The sequence below is a fragment of the Brucella sp. NBRC 12953 genome (assembly GCF_040369775.1).
GTDB lineage: Bacteria > Pseudomonadota > Alphaproteobacteria > Rhizobiales > Rhizobiaceae > Brucella > Brucella pseudogrignonensis.
Map to the genome: position 1 here is coordinate 251794 of NZ_BAABSV010000006.1, position 22435 is coordinate 274228.

Here is a 22435-nt window from a genome sequence, read left to right on the forward strand (position 1 = left end):
GCCTCACTCACGAATAATGCACGCGCTTCTCAATGAAGCGGAACTGGAATGCGGTCAGGGCGATCACGATAATCATCAGAATAACCGACTGCGCCGAGGAGGAGCCGAGGTTAAGATTGACGAAGCCGTCGTTATAAACCTTGTAGACCAGGGTTTCAGTGGCTTTGGCAGGGCCGCCGCCGGTTACAGCATGGATAATGCCGAATGTATCGAAGAACGCGTAGACCGTATTGACCACCAGCAGGAAGAATGTCGTTGGTGCCAGAAGCGGGAATACGATCGACCAGAAACGCCGCGCGCCGCGCGCGCCATCAATGGCCGCTGCTTCAATAAGCGATTTCGGAATTGCCTGAAGTCCTGCAACGAAGAACAGGAAATTGTAGGAAATCTGTTTCCAGGCCGCAGCACCTACGATCATGGCCATGGCTTGATTGCCATTGAGCAATGGGTCCCATGCAAAACCGCTGCTGCGAAGCAGATAGGCAAGCGTGCCCATGGCAGGATTGAACATGAATAACCACAACATACCTGCAACGGCAGGCGCTACGGCATAAGGCCAGATCAGCAGGGTACGGTAGAATGTCTTGCCGCGAATGACACGGTCGGCAGCAGTTGCAAGCAACAAGGCTGCGCCCATGGCAACAAAAGCGGTCAGAAGATTGAAGACAATCGTAACCTGAACGGAATGCAGATAATTGGAGTCGGATAGCACATTGGTAAAATTGGCTAACCCGACAAATGTAGATTTCAGCCCGAATGCGTCTTCACGCATGAAGGACTGATAAATCGCCTGACTTGCTGGCCAGAAGAAGAAGATCACAGTCAATATGATCTGCGGTGCCAGCAGGAAGTAGGGTAAGATTTTATTTGGAAACGTGACTTTCTGCACGGGGAGTTTCCTTGCGGATAGCAATGCCGCCAAGCCCTTGGGGCAGGCGGCACGCTTTAGTTCATCAGATTATTGAGCTGCAGCAATCGCTTCGTTCGCGCGTTTTACAGCGTTATCGAGAGCAGTCTTTGCATCCTGCTTGCCGCCGAGCATGGCTTCGAATTCTTCGTTCAGAATATCACGCACCTGTGGCAAGTTGACGAGACGCACACCCTTGGAGTTTTCCGTTGGTGCCTTGCCCATCATCTGAAGGATTGGCGTTTCGCGACCCGGGTTCTTTTCATAGAAGTCCGAGTTCTTGGTTGCTTCATAGGCGGCCATAGTCACAGGCAGGTAGCCGGACTTTTCATGCAGCTTCTGCTGAATTTTGGTCTGCGAAAGGAAGTTGAAGAACTGCGCAATGCCTTTGTACTGGTCATCGCTGAGACCAGCAAACACCCAGAGACTGGCGCCGCCCGGAATTGTGTTCTGTGGGCCATGGCCTTCATAATAAGGAAGCTGACCGATACCGTAGTTAAGGCCAGACTTAATAACGTCACCAAGACCACCCGACGATTCCGTCAGGATTGCGCATTCACCCGACGTGAAGAGCTGCTTGGCTTCAGATGTACGACCGCCATAACGGAAGGTGCCATCCTTGGCGAGATCGGCAATTGCCTGGAAATGCTCAACGAAGAGTGGCTCGTTGATCTTGAGTTCGACGTTGGTGCCACCAAGACCGTTTTCATTGGTGCCATAGGAAACATTGTTCCATGCGGCAAAGTTTTCAGTCTGAATCCATGTGAGCCATGTCGAGGTAAAGCCGCAAGCAGAGGCGCCGCTCGACTTGATCTTCTTGGCTGCTTCAAAAACTTCCGGCCAGGTCTTTGGTGGGTTGTTTTCGTCAAGACCAGCCTTCTTGAATGCGTCCTTATTATAATAAAGGATCGGCGAAGACGAGTTGTATGGGAACGACAGCATCGTGCCGTCTGGCTTCGAATAATAAGCAACAATGCCTGGCAGATACTGCGACTTGTCGAACTTGAATCCACCCTTTTCAAGCACGTCTGCAGCTGGAACCATAGCGCCTTCGGCAGCCATCATGACACCGCTACCAGCGTCGAAAACTTGAATGATCGCTGGCGGCTGCTTGGAACGGAATGCAGCAATGCCTGCGTTCAACGTTTCAGGATAGCTACCCTTGTAAACAGGAACGATCTTATAATCGCTCTGGCTTTCATTGAACTCTTTTGTAAGTTCAATGATCATTTCGTTGTTGGCGCCAGTCATACCGTGCCACCAGCTTAGCTCCGTCTGAGCGAAAGCCTGTGAACCAATGGTGAGAGCAAGAGCGCCAGTGAGCGCTGAAGTCGTGATCAGACGGGTAAGCATATTTCCTCCTCGGAAATGAGGTTACGTAAACATCAAGAGCGAATTTACCGCTCGAGGTGCCGGAACCTGCATTATGGTTATTACACTTTTATGACTGCAATTTTGCTCGGGATCAACTTCTCACTCGCAATAATAGAATAAATTCGAAAATGTTAATGGTTAAAAGGAAAAAAAACGAAAAAGAATCGATAAATATTGGGGAGAAGATGTGGATAGCTTGCCAAGCAGTCTCTGACGAGAAGAAGTCAATGGAGGTATGTCGTTAGCCGCCTCACAAAGCCGCCATTTATGGCGTTGCCAATTACATAAGCGATAATGTATTTAAGGCACTATTAAAAGTAACCCATAAAATTCAATATTCTCAGGGGCTTGCGCGGGAGAAAGAATCCGAATTATCTGCTGTCGATTTTGCGACGCTGCCGGAGTTTTCACTTAATCTTCAGGCAATCTACGCAAACGTACATTATGACATTCGCATACATGGAGCCGCCAAGGTTCCATGAACCGCCTGACGGAGTTTCCATGCCCATTCATGCTGACTGGAATGCAGCGTCTTTATCTGCAAAAGTTTTTTCCAGAACGTGGAGCAAGAATGAACCCGGCGGGGTAATCATCGGATTTGACACCCATGGTGTTAAGTTTGCCTATGCAGGTGGTTTGGAAAGCCTGCCGTCCGGCACACCTTTTACGGCCAATACGGTCGTTCGTTATGCATCCATCACCAAGCATGTTTTTTGCGCCATGGTATTGCGTCATGCTGATGTAATCAGTCTGAATGACAGGCTTGGCGATCACCTTCCAGAACTGCAAAGCCCACTGGCAGATGTTTCCGTCGGACGCGCACTTGATATGACATCAGGTCTGCCCGATGTGCGCGAAAGTCTGACCTTATTGGGCTTATCGGTCTACACGCATACGGACGCGGACAGCCTTATCGACTTTCTGTCGTCGATGACGCGGCTGAACTTCAGTGCTGGCAGTGATATCTCCTATTCGAATACGGGATATAGGTTGGTTGAAGCAGCACTGGAGCGCAAAGGATTGAGTTTCAACGACTTCGTGAAATCTGAAATCAATGCGGTTCTGGACACTTCCCTTGAAGTTCCAGATGTCTGGGCCGACCCGGTTAAAGGGCTTGTTCCCGGCTATTGGAAAAACGGAGATAAATGGCAGGAAAGTTCGGCAGGCTTGCATCTATCAGCATCGGGCAGCCTTGCAGGTAGTGGAATGGCTCTCACCAACTGGGCGCAAGCGCTCCTTAAAGGTGAAGGTGCATTTAGTGGGTTGCTTTCGACGCTTTCAGCGGAACACTTTTTGAGCGACGGTCGCCCGACAGGCTATAGCCTTGGCCTGCGGTGGAACGAAATCAATGGCAAGCGCTTCGTCGGCCATGGTGGATCGCATCCCGGCTATAAAAGTTATTTTCTTCTCGACCCAGCAGACAAAACAGGCATGATTGTTGTCTGTAATCGAGAAGATGCTGATACATATAAGATTGCCCGTGACTGCATGGCTGCTCTCAACGGGCTGTCGCTTCCTGAAATGACGACAGCTATCCCTGATGGATTATATGTCGCCGATGCAGGTCCATTCTGGCTTGAGATGCGTGGCGGTGTTGCCAATTATCTTGGCGCTGAAGATCGGCTCTACAATATAGGAGAAGGCTGGGCCTCTTCATTATCGCCATCCTCGCCAATGAAATTGCGCTGGAACGGTGAGGTGCTTCAAGGCGAAATAGGTCATGTGAAGCGAGAGTTGCTTCCGGTTCAGGCGAGACCAGTCAATAAAGAGTTTGACGGTCACTGGAGCGCTCCGCTTTATGGTGCATCTTTTACCATCGATAACGGCCATATCATTATGGGTATCGGACCTACGCGTCAGCTTATGCCGCTTGAAGATCTCGGTAATGGAAGAGCTTTGTTCACGTTGCGGGATGGTCCATGGAACAAGCGCATTTGCGTCCATCTGCTTGGCGGTAATAGGCTTGAATTGGTACTCAACCGCAGCCGTATGATTGAATATCAGCGTTGAAACCGCTTCATTATGTTATTTTCGGGAAATTGATTCCGAAAATGATTTGAATGGAGTGAGCCAATGCTTGAACAGATGATCGATCAGGGTGCCGGTCGTGAGCCTGCCGATATCGTGTTGAAAGGTGGCCGCTTCTTCGATCTCGTGACAGGCGAACTGGTTGAAAGCGACATTGCGATCAGCGGTGATCGTATTGTGGGAACGTTCGGCAACTATCTGGGCAAGAGGCAAATTGATATTTCCGGCCGCATTGTGGTGCCGGGTTTTATCGATACGCATCTCCATATTGAATCGTCCAATGTAACACCGCATGAATTTGATCGTTGTGTGCTGCCACAGGGTGTCACAACGGTTATTTGCGATCCACATGAGATTGCCAATGTTCTCGGCGTAGAAGGCCTGCAATATTTCCTCGATAGCTCGCTTGAAACGATTATGGATATTCGGGTGCAGCTTTCAAGCTGTGTACCTGCGACCCACATGGAAACATCCGGTGCCGAACTGCTGATCGATGATCTGCTGCCTTTTGCCGATCATCCGAAGGTCATCGGCCTTGCTGAGTTCATGAATTTCCCCGGCGTGCTTTCAAAAGACCCTGAATGCATGGCAAAGCTCAAGGCTTTTCAGGGACGTCATATTGATGGTCATGCGCCGCTTCTGCGTGGGCTAGATCTGAATGGCTATATTGCTGCTGGTATTCGAACCGAGCATGAAGCGACCAGTGCCGAAGAAGCGCTGGAAAAGATGCGCAAGGGTATGCATGTGCTGGTGCGTGAAGGCTCGGTTTCCAAAGACCTGCATGCTTTGATGCCGATCATCACTGAACGGCACGCGCAGTTTCTGGCGCTTTGCACGGATGATCGCAACCCTCTCGATATCGCTGATCAGGGCCATCTTGATTATCTCATCCGCACGGCAATTGCTGGTGGTGTTGAACCGCTGGCGATTTATCGTGCGGCAAGTGTTTCGGCAGCGCGCGCTTTCGGGCTGTTTGATCGCGGACTTGTTGCGCCGGGGCAGCGCGCCGATCTCGTGGTCGTCGACAGTCTTGAAGGTTGCAATGCTGAAATCGTTCTGTCTGCGGGCAGGGTGGTTTCGGAAGAACTGTTCTCAACGCGTGGATCAGTTGCGGAAGTCGGACGCAACAGCGTGAAAGCGCCCACTGTCAGTGCATCAAGCTTCAGATCACAATCCAACAGCGGCAAAACGCGTGCAATAGGCATTGTTCCGGGAAAGATCATCACGGAAAGCCTGGAGTTTGATCTTAAAGTTGGTCCGTATGGCGTGGAGCCTGATCTTGAGCGCGATGTGGTCAAAATAGCGGTCGTTGAAAGACATGGCAAGAATGGCAATATCGCCACCGGCTTCGTGCATGGTTTTGGCCTGAAAGCCGGAGCCATTGCGTCAACCGTCAGCCACGACAGCCACAATATCTGTGTGGTCGGTGTTTCGGATGAAGACATTGCAGCTGCGGCCAACCGCTTGGGCGAAATCGAAGGCGGATTTGTCGTTGTACGCGATGGCAAAGTGCTTGCGGAAATGCCTCTGCCTATTGCCGGACTGATGAGCGTTGAACCTTACGAAACCGTCCGAGAGCAACTACGTGCGCTTCGCCATGCAGCCGAAGAACTTGGTTCGGTATTGGAAGAACCGTTTCTGCAGCTGGCTTTTGTTGCGTTGCCAGTTATCCCACATCTGAAGATAACGGATCGCGGATTAGTCGATGTCGACAAATTTGAATTTGTTGGCAACTGAGCAGGCTGACATTATCGTCATAATTGCATTAATCTGATCTGCTAACGCACTGGCATAAATCGGATTTTTGACCATGCAGTTTTTGAATACCTTTGATCTTTATCCATTCCTCGACACGGCGGTGAGCTTCACCGCCGCGTTCATCTTTGGCACGATGATCGGCGCCGAACGTCAATATCGCCAGAGAACTGCTGGATTGCGTACCAACGCTCTTGTTGCGCTGGGGGCAGCTGCATTCGTTGATCTGGCTGCGCGTCTTGCAGGCAGTGCCGAGGCGTTGCGTGTTATCGCATATGTCGTTTCTGGTGTCGGGTTTCTGGGCGCTGGCGTCATAATGAAAGAAGGCATGAACGTCCGTGGGCTGAACACAGCTGCGACGCTCTGGTGCTCAGCAGCCGTTGGTGCTTGCGCAGGCACAGACATGCTGGCGGAAGCTGCGCTTCTGACCCTATATGTTTTGCTGGGAAATACGTTATTGCGACCGCTCGTTAATCTCATTAACCGTATTCCAATTGATGAGCAGGCGTTGGAGCAGACCTATGAGGTGCGGGTGATTGCCTCTCATCAAGCCATGGAAGAAATGCGCGAATTGCTTGTCGAGAAACTGGACGAGGCGAAATACCCGGTCGGAGATGTCGAAATCACGGATCGCAACACCGAGACTGTCGAAATTTTGGCAACCCTCGTCAGCACATCGATTGACCCGGAGGAAATCGATGCCGTTACGCATTTCATGGAGAAGCAGCCTGGTGTGTTTTATGCAGGTTGGGAAGGCAGTTCGAAGGACTGACTACCGATCAATCCGCGTCGACAGAATGATAGAAGACATGGTGCGTTCGACACCTTCGAGCGCTCCAATCTTGTCGAGAACAATATCCAGTTCCTGAATCGATGGCGCTTCGACTACAACAATCATATCAAAATGGCCGCTGACCGAGTGAAGTGTTCGGACAGCCATGATGCTGCGAAGTGCTGTTTCAACCTTTGGCGCGAACTTCGGCAACGCTGTCACCAGCACATGCGCGCGCACCAGATCGCGTTCAAATTCAGGAGCGATTCGAACGGTATAGCCTTCGATTACACCGCGCTTTTCCAGCTTTTCCAGCCTGCTTTGTACGGTCGTGCGTGACACGCCGAGCCTTCTTGCAAGGTCGGCGGTTGAGGCGCGCGCGTTTTCGCGCAGTAGGGCTATAAGGGTCAGGTCAGCATTTGTCGTCATAATGCATATTAAATACGTCATATCGCACAAACAAACAACGTGAAATCGTCAGTTTAAATGCTTCTTTTCGCCGAAATTTGTGAGATTCTTTATCTATCGAAATTGCATTACCCAAACAGACTTATAGGGGAAAAGACATGAAAGAGATCGTTGTTGTAGGCGCGGGCAAAATTGGCGCGACCATTGCCGATCTTCTCGCTTCGACGGGTGATTATGCTGTGACGGTTGTTGACCGTTCGCAGGCACAGCTCGACGCGCTGGATACTGGTGCGGAAGTCAAGACACAGGCTCTCGACATTGCAGATGCTAAGGCTCTTGAAGCCGTTCTCACCGGCAAATTTGCAGTTCTGAGTGCTGCTCCATTCCAGCTCACCACGCTGATCGCAGAAGCTGCAGCCAAGACCGGCGTGCATTACCTCGATCTTACCGAAGACGTGGCCAGCACCAAGCGCGTCATGGAATTGGCACAAGATGCAAAGACTGCATTCATTCCGCAGTGTGGTCTGGCTCCAGGCTTCATCTCGATCGTTGCTTACGATCTCGCAAAGCGCTTTGACACGCTCGAAAACGTGCGTATGCGCGTTGGTGCTCTGCCAGAGTTCCCATCAAATGCTCTCAACTACAACCTGACCTGGAGCACAGATGGTCTGATCAATGAATATATCGAGCCATGTGAAGCCATCGTAAACGGCAAGCTGACCAAGGTTCCAGCTCTTGAAGAGCGTGAAGAATTCTCGCTCGACGGCGTAACCTATGAAGCATTCAACACTTCGGGCGGTCTCGGCACACTTTGCGACACGCTCGAAGGCAAAGTTCGCACGCTCAACTACCGCACGATCCGTTATCCAGGTCACGTAGCGCTGATGAAGGCGCTGCTTAACGATCTTGGCCTGCGTCATCGTCGCGAAGTGCTCAAGGACATCTTTGAAAACGCTCTGCCAAGCACGCTTCAGGACGTTATCGTCATTTTCGTAACTGTTTCGGGCACCAAAAACGGCCGTCTGGTTCAGGAAACCTATGCGAACAAGGTTTATGCCAATCAGGTTGGCAAGATCGTTCGCTCGGGCATCCAGATCACGACAGCATCGGCGATCTGCGCCGTGCTCGACATGCTTGCTAAGGGCGAAATTGCACAGAGGGGCTTTGTTCGTCAGGAAGACATCACGCTTGATGCATTCCTCGCAAACCGCTTCGGCAAAGCCTATGCACAGGACGATCATTCGACACGTCTCGTTGCCTGAAAGCACCGTTGAGGCCATATCAGACCCGTTGCGCTGAACGCGCAGCGGGTTATTTTGCGTTTTGATATGACCAAAGTTGCAATTGAATTTGTTCGGCTTTGCGGGCAATCCGAACTGTGGACTTCATAAAAAGCCCGTGTCTAACAAGTGGAATAGGGAAGCAATGTTCAAAACAATTTTGCTGGCCGGTCTGGCCTCCGTCGTCCTTGCCATGCCTGCGCAGGCAAAGGAATGGAAAGAAATCCGTATCGCCAGTGAAGGTGCTTATCCACCCTTCAATTATATGTCGCCAGACGGCAAGCTGGTTGGTTTCGATATCGACATTGCCAATGCAGTTTGCGAAGCAATGGAAGCAAAGTGCACAATCGTTGCCAATGACTGGGATGGTATGATCCCGGGCTTGCAGGCAAATAAGTTCGATGCAGTCATTGCATCCATGGCCATTACGCCAGAGCGTGAGCAGCAGGTTGCTTTCTCAGAGCGCTATTACACGACGCCACTGGCAGTCGTTGTACCGAAAGACACCGACATCGCCTCGCTTGAGCCTTCAGCTTTCGATGGCAAGACCGTAGGCGCACAGGCTGGTACAACGCAGGGCAACTATGCCGATGACGTTTATGGCAAAGCGGGCGCTGATGTGAAGCTTTATCCGACGGCTGACGAAGCTAATGCTGATCTTGAAAGTGGTCGCCTTGATGCCATTGCTGCTGACAAGTTCCTTGCTGCCGACTGGCTGAAGAAGCAGGGTGCTGATTGCTGCAAGTTCCTTGGCGATATTCCGGGCTCTGAAACCAAGATCGCTGTTGCGCTGCGCAAGGGTGACGATGATCTGCGTGAGCAGTTCAACGCCGCAATCAAAAAGATCCGTGACGACGGTACTTACGAGACAATCCGCAAAAAGTATTTCGACTTCGATATCTACTGATAAAATTATCGGACGCCGCCAGATGTTTAACTTGAAACAGGCGGCGTCCGGTGCTTCATTCAATCCATAATATTGCGGGCGGGAAACCTGCAAAACAGAACCATAACAACGGTCAAGGGGAATATTATGTTGAAATCAATCCTGTTCGCAGGCGTGGCCTCTATTATCGCTGCACTTCCAGCGCAAGCCAAAGAATGGAAAGAAATCAAGATCGCAACTGAAGGTGCTTATCCGCCCTTCAATTTTGTTGCGGCTGATGGTTCTTTGCAGGGACTGGATGTTGATATCGCCAATGCGCTCTGCAAAGCGATGGAAGCCAAATGCACCATCATTGCCAATGACTGGGACGGCATGATTCCGGGTCTTCAGACCAATAAGTTTGATGCCGTTATCGCGTCGATGAGTGTGACGGAAGAACGCCAGAAGCAGGTATCCTTTACCGACAAATATTATTCCACACCCCTATCTGTTGCTGTTCCTAAAGACAGCTTGATTACAGCGCTCGATGCCGATGCTTTCAAAGGCAAATCAATAGGCGCTCAGGGGTCGACCACCCAGGCCACTTATGCGGAAGATGTCTATGGCAAAGCTGGAGCAGACGTAAAACTCTATCCAACAGCCGATGAAGCCAATGCCGATCTTAAAAGCGGTCGTCTTGATGCAGTGATTTCAGACAAGTTCCCGATTTCCGACTGGATCAAGGGTGACGGTGCTGATTGCTGTAAGCTGATTGGCGATGTGCCTGGTACACAAACAGATACAGCCATTGCACTGCGTAAGGACGACAACGACCTGCGTGAACAGTTCAACGCGGCTATCAAAAAAATTCGCGATGACGGCACCTATGCGACCATCGTGAAGAAATATTTCGACTTCGACATTTACTGATCGAAGATATGTGACTTGTAAAAGTCTCCACTCTTTGCTGTATGCGGGAGCGCGCTGAAAATCGATCAGCGCGCTCTTTCACTTCATGGAATTGGCGGGAATACCATGCAGAAACAAGACGTCATTGTACTGGGCGCGGGTATCGTTGGGGTTTCGGCTGCACTTCACCTGCAAGCGCGAGGGCGGTCGGTTACGCTGATTGATCGTGGTGAGCCGGGGCAGGGCACGAGTTTCGGTAATGCTGGTCTAATCGAACGTTCGAGCGTCATTCCCTATTCGTTTCCGCAAGGTTTCTGGACGCTGTTGCGTTACGGCCTGAATCGCCGTTCAGATGTGCGATACGACCCGTTTTATGTATCGCGAATGGCCCGCTGGCTGTTCCAATATTGGCGCGAATCTTCGCCAGAGCGCCTGAAAATTGCGACAAACGCCATGTTGCCATTGGTCGAAGCAAGTGTTCGCGAGCATGATGCGCTTATTGCCCAAGCTGGCTGCGAACGACTCGTACGTGCGCAGGGCTGGATCGAAGTTTTTCGCAATGAAGCAGCTTTCAACGCTGCCGTGCAACGCTTGCCACAATTGCAGCAGTTTAATCTAGCCTATGATGTCCTGGATTCAGCGTCGCTGAAACAACGGGAAACAACGCTTGGCGATGTTGCGGGCGGCATTCACTGGCTTGACCCAAAAACAATCGTCAATCCGGGTGGTTTGGTTGAAGTCTATGCTGATCTTTTCCGCGCAAATGGGGGCACATTTGTTCATGGAGATGCAGCCTCACTCGTTGAAAATGGTGATGACTGGCAGGTAACGACTGAAGAAGGTCCAATCATTGCGCGCGATGTGGTGGTGGCTCTCGGACCGCAATCCGGATTGATCTTCAAGAAGTTTGGTTACTCAATCCCGCTCGGTATCAAGCGTGGTCATCATATGCATTTTGAAATGCAGGATGATGTGCGGCTCGGTCATACAGTTGTTGATGAAGAAGCAGGCTATGTACTAGCGCCTATGGTGCAGGGTGTTCGACTTTCAACCGGCATAGAGTTCGCTTCACCAGATGCGCCTGCCAATTTCATTCAGCTTAAACGTGCTGAGAAAGTTGCACGACGTCTTTTGCCGCAACTGGGTACGCCTGTAGAATCCAAGCCATGGCTCGGTTTGCGCCCGTGCCTGCCGGATATGCGGCCGGTTATTGGACCTGCACCGCGCCATAAGGGACTATGGTTTGACTTTGGCCATGCTCATCATGGTTTGACGATTGGCCCGGCAAGCGGGCGTCTGCTTGCCGAATTGATGACAGGTCAGGATACATTTACTGATCCTGCACCATATTCCGCAAAACGGTTTCTCTAATCGCTTTCAATTTTCAGCGAGCGGCCTTGTCAGGCGCGGCACAGCGGGGGTAAGACTTTAGCCCCGTCAAATCCGCGTTCTGCGGGCAAATCGATCCGGAAAAATCTCGTGAAAATGAAACCTTTGGGCCGTACAGGCCTCAATGTTACCGAAATCTGTCTCGGCACCATGACCTGGGGCGTACAGAACACTGAAAACGACGCACACCAGCAACTTGATTTCGCTGTCGATGCCGGCGTCAATTTTATCGATACCGCTGAAGGTTATGCTATTCCGATGAGCCCGGAAAGCTATGGCAAGACTGAAACCTACATCGGTAACTGGTTCAAGCAATCTGGTAAGCGTGATCGCGTTATTCTCGCCAGCAAGATCGCCGGTGGCGGTCGCCAGGAGTGGATTCGTGGTGGTGCAAAGCCAAGCCGCGCAAGTGTTACCGAGGCAGTCAACGACAGTTTGAAGAGACTGCAGACCGATTACATCGATCTCTATCAGATTCACTGGCCATCGCGTCCGCATTATCATTTCGGTCAGGGCTGGGGTTTTGATCCCTCCCATGTTGACCCAAAGGCTGAACGTGAACAGATTCATGATGTTCTGCTAGGCCTTGAAGATGCGGTTCGCGCAGGCAAGATTCGTCACGTCGGTCTTTCCAACGAAACGGCTTGGGGTACGATGCAATGGCTGAAGATTGCTGAAGAGCACAATCTGCCACGTATGGCGTCTATCCAGAATGAATATGGTCTGCTGCAGCGTGAATTTGATCATGACATGGCAGAAGTATCGCTGTTTGAACAAGTTGGTTTGCTTGCCTATTCTACGCTTGCTGCAGGTGTTTTAACCGGCAAATATCTAGGCGGGAAAATCCCCGAAGGATCACGCGCTTCGGTGACAGATGGCGGCCTTTGGCGTGATAATTCCTATTCGGAACCGGCAATTCGCGCTTACATCGATATTGCCAAGAAGTATGGGCTCGATATTGCGCAGATGGCGATTGCGTTCTCGTCTTCGAGACCTTTCATGACATCTGTCATTATCGGCGCCACGTCTGTCGAGCAGCTGAAGATCGACATTGCTGCAAGCGAAGTGACGCTTTCAGCAGAAATGCTGGCAGACATTGAAAAGGTCTACCGCTCTCATCCGCGTCCTCTTTGATTAAAAACCAGCCAGCTATATATTTGTGGCTGGCTTTTATCCTTTAAGCTGTATCTCGTGCTTTACGTGCCATTCATCGATCGGCGTCTCGCTTGATGAACTCACGATCACCAGCCGGTCGAAGCGCAGCTTTCTACCTGAAAGCTCTTTGGCAAGCCGCTGCATTTCCGTTTGTTTCTGCGTTGTATCCTCAACACCATAAGCCAATGAGACATGCGGCATGAAGCTCTGCAAGCTGGCCTCGCCGGATATTTCAAGCGAATCTTGTTTCAGGCGCATCAGCGCCGGTGCTTTTTCAAGCGCTGCGTAGAAAGAGCGAAAATAGGCTTCGCTTCCCGTTACATCCTCAATCAAAAGTTCAAACGGTTTGCGGCCGATCGCAAGGCTTACCACCTGTGGAAGAAGCTCTTCTGCAGATCGATTCATATCCGGTACGAGCGTTGCGTGAGGCTCAAATATCGGTGAGTTAAATTGCCCGCTCAAATCCCGGACGATTTTCTCAAGAAAAACAAGATCATCATGCGCAGGGCGCAGCCAGATAGAATGATCGGACATTCAGGGTTTGCTTCCGTTAGAAGAATTTTCCGTTTTAAGCGGGCGCACGCTGCCTCGCAAAATAAGTGGAGTGTCGATCATCACCATCTGTGGCGGCTCGTTGGGTGCACTTTGTCGTTCATCGAGCATACGGATGATTTCAGCAGACAGGCGTTCGGCATTCTGGTCGAAGGTCGTGAGACGATATGCACCCCAGCGTGCTTCGGTGACATTATCAAATCCGATCACCGACAGGTCTTCCGGAATTGAAAGATTAAAAACGTCACGTGCGCAATCTATCAGCCCAAACGCCATCAGATCATTGACGCAAAATACTGCCTCAACACGGTCACGCTCACTCAGAAGGAGCGACGCTGCAGCAAAGCCACCATCGTAATCCGTCAGTTCTCCGCGCTGTACGCTAACATCCAGGCCTAAATTTTTAGCGCGAGCGACGTAGGCTTCTTCGCGTTCCAGCAGATTAGGGCTGCGAACATTTGATGTGACAAGCCCGAGCCTTTTCATGCCGCGCGCGGCAAACACATCGACAGCTGTTTCCGCCGCTTGTTTGTTATTAATTCGAATATGGTCAGGACCATCTTCGTTACGGCCCACAACGATCAGCGTATGACCGTTGCGCTGCGCCAATTCGACAAATGATGATGACGGCATCCCAGACAGAACGACAGTCGCTTCGGCCCGATAACGAAGAAGCGTCTGGTGGGCCGCCGAGAGATTCTCGCCGTGCTGACCGGTTGGGATCAGCACCGGCACGCTGCCACGCGCCGTCAATCGACGGGATAGGGCCGCGATCTGGCGTGAGCGAAAAGGACTTGCCGGATCGGCTGCGATCATGCCGACGATGCGGCTACGCTTGGCAAGCAGGCCGCGTGCAAGATCATTGACCTGATAGCCGAGCTTTTCAGCTGCCTTCAGCACTTTCTCACGCGTTGAGGGGGATACGCTGGCTCCGGGCGTAAAGGTGCGAGAAACCGCCGAGCGAGAGACGCCAGCCTCCACTGCAACTTCATGCGCGCTGATGAAACGCGGCTGGTTTTCTGGAAGCTCGTCCTGAAAACGATCTTTGTCGGCCATAGTTATCGACCCACTTTCGAGAGAACATCGGCGCGCAGAAAACGCTCGACCACGAACATGAACGCAATGGACGGCACCAGCAGGATTAGCGCACTGATCGACGCTATCTGATAGTTGCCACCGGAGCTTGCTGTATAAAGCATCAGCGGCAATGTTGTAATGTCGGGCGCGCCCACAAAATATGTCCCGGTGAATTCATCAAGTGATTCAAGGAACACGAAGATCGCGCTGGCGAGCAGGCCGGGTGCGGCAATTGGCATTGTAATGTGAAAGAAGGTCTTCATGGCGGAAGCGCCCATGGAACGTGCGGCCTCTTCCAATTCGCGATCAATCGCGGAGAAAGCGGCTGTTGCAATCCACACCGCATAGACCAATCCATGGGTTACATGAACCAGAACCACGCCGGTAATCGTACCGTTTAAACGCAGCGAATAGAACATTTGCGCAATATTGACGTAGATAGGCAGGTTCGGAAATGCCTGTGGGATCAGCAGGATAAGCAAGATCAACCCGCGAAATGGCAGTTTCAGCCGTGCCAGTGCATAGCCAGCCGGAATGGCAAGACCGAGAGAGACAACCACAGTAAGGCTTGCGATAACCACGCTTGTTCCAAGTGATGAAAGAGCGTTGCCGCGTGGCGAAAACACATTGGCCCAGAAGGAAAAGCCATACTGAATAGGCAACGTATGCGGAAAATACCAGCGTTCAGCCACGGCCCAGAGAAGCAGATTGGCAAGTGGGCCGAAGATTGCAAAGGCCAGCAAACCAAGCAAAATGCCGCGCGGTATCCAGCGCCAGTCGAGTGCGGTGCTCATCAGCCGTGCTCCTTCATGGTTTGTCTGAGATAAATCCATGCAACCAGACTGGTCATCAGGAGCGATATTGTGCCGAGCGCGTTGGCAACGCCGTAATCGCCATAGGCATTGATGCGGAAAGCCATATTAGCCGTGATCATTGTTGGAGATTGAGCATTGATCATCAGCGGCACAGAAAGTACCGACATCATGGTGACGAAGCTGAGGATCAAGCCAACGAGCAGGGTGGGGCGCACTTGTGGAAGCACGATTTCGATCAAAATGCGCAGCCGTCCAGCACCGAGATTGCGCGCAGATTCAATCGTACTGCGATCAATCGATGCCATCGCCCCCGCAAGGAGTAATATAACGAAGGGCGTCTGTTTCCAGACAAATGCAATGACGATGCCGCGCCAGTCGAGAAAGCTCATCGCCTGAAGCGGCGTGAGAATGCCGCTTTCAATCAGAAGGCTGTTCATCAGGCCGTTTTTAGCGAGAAACGTGCGCAATATCTGGCCGACCACAATGAATGGAATGAACAGCGGCCAACGATAGAGCCAGCGCAGCACGGTAACGGCACGCTGATTAGAGCCGAGCGTTAGATAGCCACCGATGGCGATTGCAAAAAGTGCGATCAGCGCAGAAGAAAGCGTCACGATCATTAGGGTGAACAGCATGTCGCTTGAATAAAGCTCGAAAGCCTTGGTGAAATTGCCGAAACCCCAGTCCCCACCAACATGAAATGCTCCGGTTATCGCGCCAAACAACGGCACGATGAACAGAAACAACACGATTGCCAATGCTGGCGCGACCAGCAGAAAACCCGTCATTCTCTGCGACATTGATATTCCCCGAATTTTTGATTTAGGGACCGGGTCCGTGTTTCACGTACCCGGTCTATGCTTTAGTGCAAGCTGATTAGTTGCCGACCTGACGCTCGTAAGCTTCGAGGATTGCAGTGTTGTATGGTGCAATCGGAAATGGCTTGCCGTAATTGGCCAGATCTTCCGGCGAGATATCGGTGAAGAGCTTGTTCCAGGTATCGGCATTGAGTTCTGCTTTGACGTGATCAGCATCAATGCCCGGATACCAGTTAAAGCGTTCAACGATGCCTTCAGCCTGAACTTTGGGGCTGGTTGCAAGTGCCACGAACTTTTCAGCAAGTTCCTTGTTGGCGCTCTTTTCTGGAATAACATAATGCATCGGCTGCCCCGGCATGCCCGGCGAAGGCAGAACAAGTTTCATTTCCGGTGGAAGCTGGCCATTGGCCTTCCATGAATAGAACATGTCAACCCAGACCGGGCCCATGGCGATTTCACCGCGGCTCAGCATATCGAGCGTACCGGCATTGCCCGGTGTCAATGTTGCATTCGTCGTGAAGTCCTTGAGCGATGCAAAGGCCTTGTCCCAGTTCTTGGCTTCGCCTTCTTCGAACGGGCCTTTCATCAGCTTGTCGGCATCGCCACCATAGGCATAAATCCAGCCCATGACGAAGCTCACGCCTGATGCGCCACCCTTGATGCCGTTATAGCCGAACTGCTTCGGGTTTTCCTTTGCCCATGTGACCAGCTCGTCATAGCTCTTTGGTGGATTTGCAACGAGAGCCGGGTTGTAGGCGAGGGCTGTCTGGCTGTTGAACATTGGCATGACATAGCCATCAACATTGGTGCCGAGCGCCATCTTCGCATTGTCGCGCGTGACGAGCTTGCCGCTATCGATCTTGCTGCGATAGTTTTCGAGAAATTTCTTTTCGACCATCGGGCCTGCGAATTTCTCATGAACGACAGCAACGTCTGCGTCCCACTTTTCAACGCCAGCTTTCGACTGCGCTTCAAAGCGTTCGAGAATCTTCTGTGAACCAGCGTCGCCTGGACCGGTGCCAACAACACGAACTGTCGTGCCTGGATTTTGCTTCTCGAACAATGGGCCGAGATATTCGTTCACGTAATCGACCATGTTCTGATCACCTGCGGTCAGAACGGTCAATTCATTCGCTGCGGCGGGTGATGCCGTCAGGCCGAGGACAAGAGCTGTTTTCAGGATCGTCTTCATCGAATAATTCCTGCTTTTATATCCGCATGGCGGAAGATTTCGGCGGTTGGATAATTGTGTATCCGGTGAGGTGTGATCGGGAATTTTGTGCGGCTGCGGGCGGTTGAAGGCCCGCAATCCCCTTCTGAGCAGGTGAGCCTGCTAGTGATCGACTTGATGACAACTCTATATCTATGCACACCTGTGCATAATAGAAACAGTTGCCGATTAAGCTGATCAGGTCACTTGTCGAACAGGAAGAGAGCCTGTTCGGGAATGCGGATTTCAACCTGCGAACCGGGTTGATGGCTCTCTGTTGCATCAACCAGAAGATGCCTGCCGCCCACACTTATCATGTGCCGCCAAAGGCCACCCGGGTAGCTCGTCTGATCGACGGTGCCCGTCAGGATAAGTCCAGGTGCTGTGCAAGAATTTGGAGCCCCGGGACTTGTAAGCTTTGCGGCTTCACTGCGGAAGCGTGCTGTTGCGATGCCATCGGACAGATTGCGACGGCCAGCCGGGATTGTGCTTGCCTTGTTTTGTGGCCCTGCGGCGATCTCGATGCGGTCTGCTTTAACACTGACAGGAAGCTCGATGAGGTTCTCAGCACCCATAAAGGCTGCAACGAAGTCAGATGCCGGATGATTATAAACTTCTTCTGGTGCGCCGGCCTGTGCCACTTCACCATTATTCAGGATCACGATGCGATCAGCCATAACCATGGCCTCTTCACGATCATGCGTCACATGCACTGCAGTGATACCAAGGCGGCGCTGCAGAGCGCTGATTTCATGGCGCACCGACAGGCGAATGCGGGCGTCAAGGTTTGAAAGCGGCTCATCGAGCAGTAGAATGTCTGGCTCGATTGCCAATGCGCGACCGAGTGCTACGCGCTGACGCTGACCGCCGGAAAGTGCGGCTGGCTTGCGATCAAGCAGCGCATCAAGCCCTAGAAGGCGCGCAACTTCCTGAACTTTCTGCCGGATTGTATCTTTTGCTGCACCGCGAATACGCAGGCCGTAGCCGATGTTTTGCGCAACCGTCATATGCGGCCAGAGCGCATAGGATTGGAACACCAGTGCCATGCCGCGCTTGTCAGGTGGCAATCGAGTGACATCCTTGCCCCCAACGCGGATAGCTCCATTGCTGGGTGTATTGAATCCAGCAATTGCACGCAGCAAAGTGGTTTTTCCACAACCGGAAGAGCCGAGCAGCGCTACGAATTCACCTTTCTTCACCGAAAGGTCTACACCTTTAAGAATCTCATTATTGCCATAACGGACGCGTGCATCCGCTACCTCCAAAAACGCAGGCATATGCGTATCCTCCCCAGGATCGACGGCCGGTTTTATTTTTTCTGCACAGCCGTGCAATCGGGATTGAAGCATTTTTATTTTACCTCGACAAGCGACAAATTATAGTGCGCTGGAAAATAGCGAACGGTGTTTAGGCACCGCTCGTTGTTATGGTTATCTATCGAGGATTTATAACAGCCGTATGACCGATGCTGCGCAGCTGTGCAAAAACGTGGACAGCTTTGAAAAGCTGTCCACGCTGCACGCAAGCTGTTCCGACACGAAAGGAGACAGCTTACAATAAAGTTCAGGCCATTTCTGCCTCATGCCGCGTTTCTGCGCGTGCGGTTCGCCAGCTCGAGAACAGGAAAGCTGCAATGAAGATCACTGTCATCAGCAGAACAATTGTCGGTGCAGGGGCGCTGTCTATGAAGAACGACAGATACACGCCCATGAAGGATGAGAAGACAGCAACGATGACTGAAGCGATCATCATGCTGCTAAACCTGCGGGTGAGCAAAAAGGCGATGGCGCCCGGAGCAATCAGCATGGCTATTGCGAGAATGATTCCTACCGCTTTTAAGACACCTACAATGGTGAGCGAAATCAGGCACAGAAGCCCATAATGCAGCAGCCGTACTGGCAAGCCGACCGCACGCGCCTGTGCGGGGTCGAATGCATGCAGCAGGAAATCGCGCCATTTGACGATGAGAACACCTGCAGTCACCGCTGCGATAATCGCGGTCTCTATAAGGTCGCTTGCGCTGATACCGAGAATGTCGCCGAATAGGATGTGATCAAGATGCACATTCGCACGTACAGAAACATAGAGCACTAGCCCCAGCCCAAACATGCCGGAAAAGACGATACCCATGACAGTATCCTGCTTGATACGGCTGTTTTCCTTGAGAAAACCTGTGGCAAGTGCGCAGACCATACCTGCAACAAAAGCGCCGATACCAAAGGGCAGACCGACTATATAGGCAATCACAACACCCGGCAGCACCGCGTGGCTTATAGCATCACCCATCAGCGACCAACCCTTAAGCACCAGAAAACAGGAGAGCAGGGCGGTTGGAATGGCAATCAGCACGGACGCGATCAACGCATAGATCATAAAGTCAAACTGAAATGGCATCAGAAACATGTCGGGAAAGCTCATAGCTCAACCTCCTGCAATGCTTTGGCTGCGCGCCTGCGGGCTGCAAGCATTCCATGCTTGGGCGCCAGAAAAAACACGGTCAGAAACACCAGCGTTTGCAGCACGACGATGATGCCGCCGGTTGCGCCATCCATGAAGTAACTAACATAGGCGCCGATGAAGCTGGTCAGCGCGCCGATCAGCACCGCAATCCACAAAAGCCGCGAAAAACGATCTGTGAGCAGATATGCAGTTGCGCCGGGGGTAACGACCATGCAGATGACCAGAAACGCGCCTACGGTCTGCATGGCAGCAACAGTGCTTGCCGAAAGCAGAGTGAAGAACATGATCTTCAACGCCGTTGGTTTTAATCCAATGGAACGTGCATGACTTTCATCGAAAAACACCACCATCAGATCTTTCCATTTCAGCAAAAGCAGCGCGAGCGAAACGAATCCTATGATCGCAAGTTGAAGAATATCGCCGGGCGTTATCGCCAGAATATTGCCAAGCACGATGGTCTGGATACTGATCGAGGTTGGCCGCAATGAAATCATAAACAGTCCAAGGCCGAAGAAAGCTGTGAAAATCAGGCCAATGATTGCATCTTCTTTGAGTTTGGTTCGCTGATTAAGAAACAGCATTGCTGCAGCAGCCAACCCACCGGAAAAGAACGCGCCGATGGAAAAGGGCAGGCCGAGCATATAGGCGCCAGCAACACCGGGAACGATGGAATGGGAGAGGGCATCGCCGATAAGCGACCAGCCTTTGAGCATCAGATAGGCGGAAAGAAACGCACAAACACCGCCGACAAGCGCTGAAACCCACATAGCATTGAGCATATAGCCGTAAGCAAACGGTTCGAGCAGGAGAGCCATCAGTTATGCCCCTGCTGCTTATGCTCATAGAGCACGAAAGGCCGCTCATCATCGGTAATGACACCGATGGCTGAGCGATTCTGCTTCGTTTTCTCATCGAGAATAAGGTGCCGTAGCACCCCGCCAAAAGTCTTTTCGAGATTGGCCTGGGTGAAAATTTCCTCCGTTGGACCATAAGCCAGTACGGTATTCTTGACGAGAACTGTCCGGTCGCAAAACTCAGGTACGCTGCCAAGATTATGCGTGGAAACAAGCATCACGCGGCCTTCATCGCGAAGCCCACGCAGAAGCGTGATAATCGCTTCCTCGGTCTTTACATCAACACCGGTAAAAGGCTCATCGAGAAGAATGACATGTGCATCCTGAGCAAGTGCGCGAGCAAGAAAAACACGCTTCTTTTGACCGCCAGACAGCTCGCCGATTTGCCGCTTGCGAAAATCGAGCATGTTGACGCGGCTCAGTGCCTTTTCGACCGCTTCGTGATCGGCACGGCGGGGAATGCGCATCATGCCCATATGCCCGTATCGACCCATCATGACCACATCTTCGACCAGAACGGGAAAGTTCCAATCAACCTCTTCACTTTGCGGCACATAGGCGACAAGGTTCTGCTTGAGCGCCTGTTTGACCGGCAAGCCGAGGATGGAAATGTCACCCTTTGCCAAACGGACAAAACCCATGATGGCCTTGAATAAGGTCGACTTGCCTGAGCCATTCACGCCAACCAGTGCCGTAATCGTGCCGGTAGGGATTTCAAAACTGGCATTGCGTAAAGCCGTGTGACCATTGCGATAGGTCACAGTCGCGTCTTTCACCTTCAATCCTTCAGCCGCGCTATTTCTAAGCGCGGCCTGATCCTGAAAATGACGATTTATCGGAACGTTCATTGTTTGAGGCCTTTTGCGATCGTGTCCGAAGTTACTTTCAGAAGGTCGATATAGGTAGGCACTGGTCCGTCAGCCTCGGAAAGAGAATCGACATACAGCACACCGCCGTATTTCGCGCCGGTTTCGCGCGCAACCTGCTCTGCCGGTGCTGCCGATACCGTACTTTCAGAAAAAACAGCCGTGATGTTATTTGCACGAACCGCATCAATCACCTTACGCACCTGCTGTGGCGTGCCTTGTTGGTCCGCATTAATCGGCCAGAGGTAAAGCTCCTTTAAATCGAAATCACGAGCGAGATAGGAGAACGCGCCTTCGCTGGTAACGAGCCAGCGCTTGTCAGCTGGTATAGCCGTAAATTCGGCTCTGATGGGATCGATTGTCGCCTTTATCTCGGCCTTATACTTCTCAGCATTGGCTTTGTAGGCTTCGGCATTACCAGGGTCATATTTGACGAATGCATCACGAATATTATCGACATAGATGAGGGCCGAAGTTGGCGACATCCATGCATGCGGGTTGGGTTTGCCACTATAAGGGCCTTCCGTGATACCCATAGGCACAACGCCGTCACTTACCACCGCGCTTGGAACATTCTTAAGTCGCGAGAAGAATTTTTCAAACCACAGTTCGAGATTAAGCCCATTCCAGAGGACGAGATCCGCACCCTGCGCCTTGATAAGATCGCCGGGTGTTGGCTGATACTCATGGATTTCGGCACCGGGCTTGGTGATCGATTCAACAGTGGCGGCATCACCGGCAACATTCCGGGCAATATCTGCAATAACCGTAAATGTAGTTACAGCTTTGAATTTTTCTGCAGCAAAAGTGGTTCCGGACGCCACCAATATTGCAAAGCCAGCAACGAGCGCTGTTGCTAAACCACTTCTAATCGGTCGATACATCACCATCTCCTTAATGCGAATAATTAGCAATTGCATAATGCAGAAGAATATCCATCT

Annotated in this window: 21 protein-coding genes; 8 read left to right on the top strand and 13 right to left on the bottom strand. The window is 51.7% G+C overall.

Annotated features, from left to right (window positions below):
• Positions 1-7 precede the first annotated feature (7 nt).
• A complete protein-coding gene (gene ugpA, locus ABWV94_RS16145) occupies positions 8-889 on the bottom strand; it encodes a sn-glycerol-3-phosphate ABC transporter permease UgpA (protein WP_064321775.1) in 882 nt (293 codons plus the stop codon).
• Positions 890-958: 69 nt separating this feature from the next.
• On the bottom strand, positions 959-2260 hold the full coding sequence (gene ugpB, locus ABWV94_RS16150; RefSeq protein WP_162699719.1) for a sn-glycerol-3-phosphate ABC transporter substrate-binding protein UgpB: 1302 nt from the start codon (positions 2258-2260) through the stop codon (positions 959-961).
• Between the two features lie 522 nt (positions 2261-2782).
• On the opposite strand from ugpB, the gene ABWV94_RS16155 reads away from it, so the two are divergent.
• From ABWV94_RS16155 to ABWV94_RS16165, 3 genes are all read left to right on the top strand, one after another.
• Positions 2783-4291, top strand: coding sequence for a serine hydrolase domain-containing protein (locus ABWV94_RS16155; protein ID WP_353414367.1), 1509 nt, complete (start codon positions 2783-2785; stop codon positions 4289-4291).
• A gap of 63 nt (positions 4292-4354) precedes the next feature.
• Positions 4355-6046 (top strand): adenine deaminase, encoded by a 1692-nt coding sequence (gene ade, locus ABWV94_RS16160; protein WP_353414369.1) that lies wholly within the window; start codon positions 4355-4357, stop codon positions 6044-6046.
• A 73-nt stretch (positions 6047-6119) separates the two neighbouring features.
• Positions 6120-6836 (top strand): MgtC/SapB family protein, encoded by a 717-nt coding sequence (locus tag ABWV94_RS16165; RefSeq protein ID WP_194779604.1) that lies wholly within the window; start codon positions 6120-6122, stop codon positions 6834-6836.
• On the opposite strand, the gene ABWV94_RS16170 is transcribed toward ABWV94_RS16165, so the two are convergent.
• On the bottom strand, positions 6837-7265 hold the full coding sequence (locus tag ABWV94_RS16170) for an Lrp/AsnC family transcriptional regulator (RefSeq protein ID WP_039860826.1): 429 nt from the start codon (positions 7263-7265) through the stop codon (positions 6837-6839).
• Between the two features lie 137 nt (positions 7266-7402).
• Between ABWV94_RS16170 and ABWV94_RS16175 the strand changes: the two genes are divergently transcribed.
• The 5 genes from ABWV94_RS16175 (at position 7403) to ABWV94_RS16195 (ending at position 12821) form a co-directional block, all read left to right on the top strand.
• Positions 7403-8506, top strand: a complete 1104-nt coding sequence (locus ABWV94_RS16175; RefSeq protein WP_353414371.1) for a saccharopine dehydrogenase family protein — start codon at positions 7403-7405, stop codon at positions 8504-8506.
• 163 nt (positions 8507-8669) lie between these two features.
• Positions 8670-9431 carry an ABC transporter substrate-binding protein gene (locus tag ABWV94_RS16180; RefSeq protein ID WP_353414373.1) on the top strand — a complete coding sequence of 254 codons (762 nt, stop codon included), beginning with the start codon at positions 8670-8672 and terminating at the stop codon, positions 9429-9431.
• A gap of 126 nt (positions 9432-9557) precedes the next feature.
• Positions 9558-10319, top strand: a complete 762-nt coding sequence (locus ABWV94_RS16185; RefSeq protein ID WP_353414375.1) for an ABC transporter substrate-binding protein — start codon at positions 9558-9560, stop codon at positions 10317-10319.
• A 105-nt stretch (positions 10320-10424) separates the two neighbouring features.
• On the top strand, positions 10425-11669 hold the full coding sequence (locus tag ABWV94_RS16190; protein WP_353414377.1) for an NAD(P)/FAD-dependent oxidoreductase: 1245 nt from the start codon (positions 10425-10427) through the stop codon (positions 11667-11669).
• A 114-nt stretch (positions 11670-11783) separates the two neighbouring features.
• Positions 11784-12821: an aldo/keto reductase gene (locus ABWV94_RS16195; RefSeq protein ID WP_151563067.1), complete on the top strand. Its 1038-nt coding sequence runs from the start codon at positions 11784-11786 to the stop codon at positions 12819-12821.
• Positions 12822-12857: 36 nt separating this feature from the next.
• On the opposite strand, the gene ABWV94_RS16200 is transcribed toward ABWV94_RS16195, so the two are convergent.
• The 10 genes from ABWV94_RS16200 to ABWV94_RS16245 all read right to left on the bottom strand — a co-directional run bounded on the left by ABWV94_RS16200 (position 12858) and on the right by ABWV94_RS16245 (position 22378).
• Complete coding sequence (locus tag ABWV94_RS16200) at positions 12858-13376, bottom strand: 2'-5' RNA ligase family protein (RefSeq protein WP_200635958.1); 519 nt, start codon at positions 13374-13376, stop codon at positions 12858-12860.
• A complete protein-coding gene (locus tag ABWV94_RS16205) occupies positions 13377-14450 on the bottom strand; it encodes a LacI family DNA-binding transcriptional regulator (protein ID WP_112806691.1) in 1074 nt (357 codons plus the stop codon). It lies immediately after the preceding gene.
• Between the two features lie 2 nt (positions 14451-14452).
• Entirely contained in the window at positions 14453-15265 is an 813-nt protein-coding gene (locus ABWV94_RS16210) for an ABC transporter permease (protein ID WP_007879337.1), read from the bottom strand.
• Positions 15265-16086 carry an ABC transporter permease gene (locus ABWV94_RS16215; protein WP_353414380.1) on the bottom strand — a complete coding sequence of 274 codons (822 nt, stop codon included), beginning with the start codon at positions 16084-16086 and terminating at the stop codon, positions 15265-15267. Before ABWV94_RS16215 ends, ABWV94_RS16210 begins: the two co-directional genes overlap by 1 nt.
• 76 nt (positions 16087-16162) lie before the next feature.
• A complete protein-coding gene (locus ABWV94_RS16220; protein WP_353414382.1) occupies positions 16163-17296 on the bottom strand; it encodes an ABC transporter substrate-binding protein in 1134 nt (377 codons plus the stop codon).
• A gap of 221 nt (positions 17297-17517) precedes the next feature.
• The gene (locus ABWV94_RS16225) at positions 17518-18591 is read right to left on the bottom strand and encodes an ABC transporter ATP-binding protein (RefSeq protein ID WP_353414384.1); all 1074 of its coding nucleotides are present in this window, start codon (positions 18589-18591) and stop codon (positions 17518-17520) included.
• A gap of 286 nt (positions 18592-18877) precedes the next feature.
• The gene (locus ABWV94_RS16230; protein ID WP_353414386.1) at positions 18878-19732 is read right to left on the bottom strand and encodes a metal ABC transporter permease; all 855 of its coding nucleotides are present in this window, start codon (positions 19730-19732) and stop codon (positions 18878-18880) included.
• A complete protein-coding gene (locus tag ABWV94_RS16235; protein WP_007879329.1) occupies positions 19729-20589 on the bottom strand; it encodes a metal ABC transporter permease in 861 nt (286 codons plus the stop codon). Before ABWV94_RS16235 ends, ABWV94_RS16230 begins: the two co-directional genes overlap by 4 nt.
• Complete coding sequence (locus tag ABWV94_RS16240) at positions 20589-21476, bottom strand: manganese/iron ABC transporter ATP-binding protein (RefSeq protein WP_353414388.1); 888 nt, start codon at positions 21474-21476, stop codon at positions 20589-20591. The genes ABWV94_RS16235 and ABWV94_RS16240 overlap by 1 nt, the downstream gene beginning before the upstream one ends.
• The gene (locus ABWV94_RS16245; RefSeq protein ID WP_353414390.1) at positions 21473-22378 is read right to left on the bottom strand and encodes a metal ABC transporter substrate-binding protein; all 906 of its coding nucleotides are present in this window, start codon (positions 22376-22378) and stop codon (positions 21473-21475) included. The genes ABWV94_RS16240 and ABWV94_RS16245 overlap by 4 nt, the downstream gene beginning before the upstream one ends.
• Between the last annotated feature and the right edge of the window lie 57 nt (positions 22379-22435).

Bases quoted from the DNA above. Each gene is read 5' to 3' on its own strand.
- ugpB (WP_162699719.1), bottom strand. From the start codon at position 2,260: ATGCTTACCCGTCTGATCACGACTTCAGCGCTCACTGGCGCTCTTGCT.
- ABWV94_RS16155 (WP_353414367.1), top strand. From the start codon at position 2,783: ATGCCCATTCATGCTGACTGGAATGCAGCGTCTTTATCTGCAAAAGTT.
- ade (WP_353414369.1), top strand. From the start codon at position 4,355: ATGCTTGAACAGATGATCGATCAGGGTGCCGGTCGTGAGCCTGCCGAT.
- ABWV94_RS16165 (WP_194779604.1), top strand. From the start codon at position 6,120: ATGCAGTTTTTGAATACCTTTGATCTTTATCCATTCCTCGACACGGCG.
- ABWV94_RS16170 (WP_039860826.1), bottom strand. From the start codon at position 7,265: ATGACGACAAATGCTGACCTGACCCTTATAGCCCTACTGCGCGAAAAC.
- ABWV94_RS16175 (WP_353414371.1), top strand. From the start codon at position 7,403: ATGAAAGAGATCGTTGTTGTAGGCGCGGGCAAAATTGGCGCGACCATT.
- ABWV94_RS16180 (WP_353414373.1), top strand. From the start codon at position 8,670: ATGTTCAAAACAATTTTGCTGGCCGGTCTGGCCTCCGTCGTCCTTGCC.
- ABWV94_RS16185 (WP_353414375.1), top strand. From the start codon at position 9,558: ATGTTGAAATCAATCCTGTTCGCAGGCGTGGCCTCTATTATCGCTGCA.
- ABWV94_RS16190 (WP_353414377.1), top strand. From the start codon at position 10,425: ATGCAGAAACAAGACGTCATTGTACTGGGCGCGGGTATCGTTGGGGTT.
- ABWV94_RS16195 (WP_151563067.1), top strand. From the start codon at position 11,784: ATGAAACCTTTGGGCCGTACAGGCCTCAATGTTACCGAAATCTGTCTC.
- ABWV94_RS16200 (WP_200635958.1), bottom strand. From the start codon at position 13,376: ATGTCCGATCATTCTATCTGGCTGCGCCCTGCGCATGATGATCTTGTT.
- ABWV94_RS16205 (WP_112806691.1), bottom strand. From the start codon at position 14,450: ATGGCCGACAAAGATCGTTTTCAGGACGAGCTTCCAGAAAACCAGCCG.
- ABWV94_RS16210 (WP_007879337.1), bottom strand. From the start codon at position 15,265: ATGAGCACCGCACTCGACTGGCGCTGGATACCGCGCGGCATTTTGCTT.
- ABWV94_RS16215 (WP_353414380.1), bottom strand. From the start codon at position 16,086: ATGTCGCAGAGAATGACGGGTTTTCTGCTGGTCGCGCCAGCATTGGCA.
- ABWV94_RS16220 (WP_353414382.1), bottom strand. From the start codon at position 17,296: ATGAAGACGATCCTGAAAACAGCTCTTGTCCTCGGCCTGACGGCATCA.
- ABWV94_RS16225 (WP_353414384.1), bottom strand. From the start codon at position 18,591: ATGCCTGCGTTTTTGGAGGTAGCGGATGCACGCGTCCGTTATGGCAAT.
- ABWV94_RS16230 (WP_353414386.1), bottom strand. From the start codon at position 19,732: ATGAGCTTTCCCGACATGTTTCTGATGCCATTTCAGTTTGACTTTATG.
- ABWV94_RS16235 (WP_007879329.1), bottom strand. From the start codon at position 20,589: ATGGCTCTCCTGCTCGAACCGTTTGCTTACGGCTATATGCTCAATGCT.
- ABWV94_RS16240 (WP_353414388.1), bottom strand. From the start codon at position 21,476: ATGAACGTTCCGATAAATCGTCATTTTCAGGATCAGGCCGCGCTTAGA.
- ABWV94_RS16245 (WP_353414390.1), bottom strand. From the start codon at position 22,378: ATGTATCGACCGATTAGAAGTGGTTTAGCAACAGCGCTCGTTGCTGGC.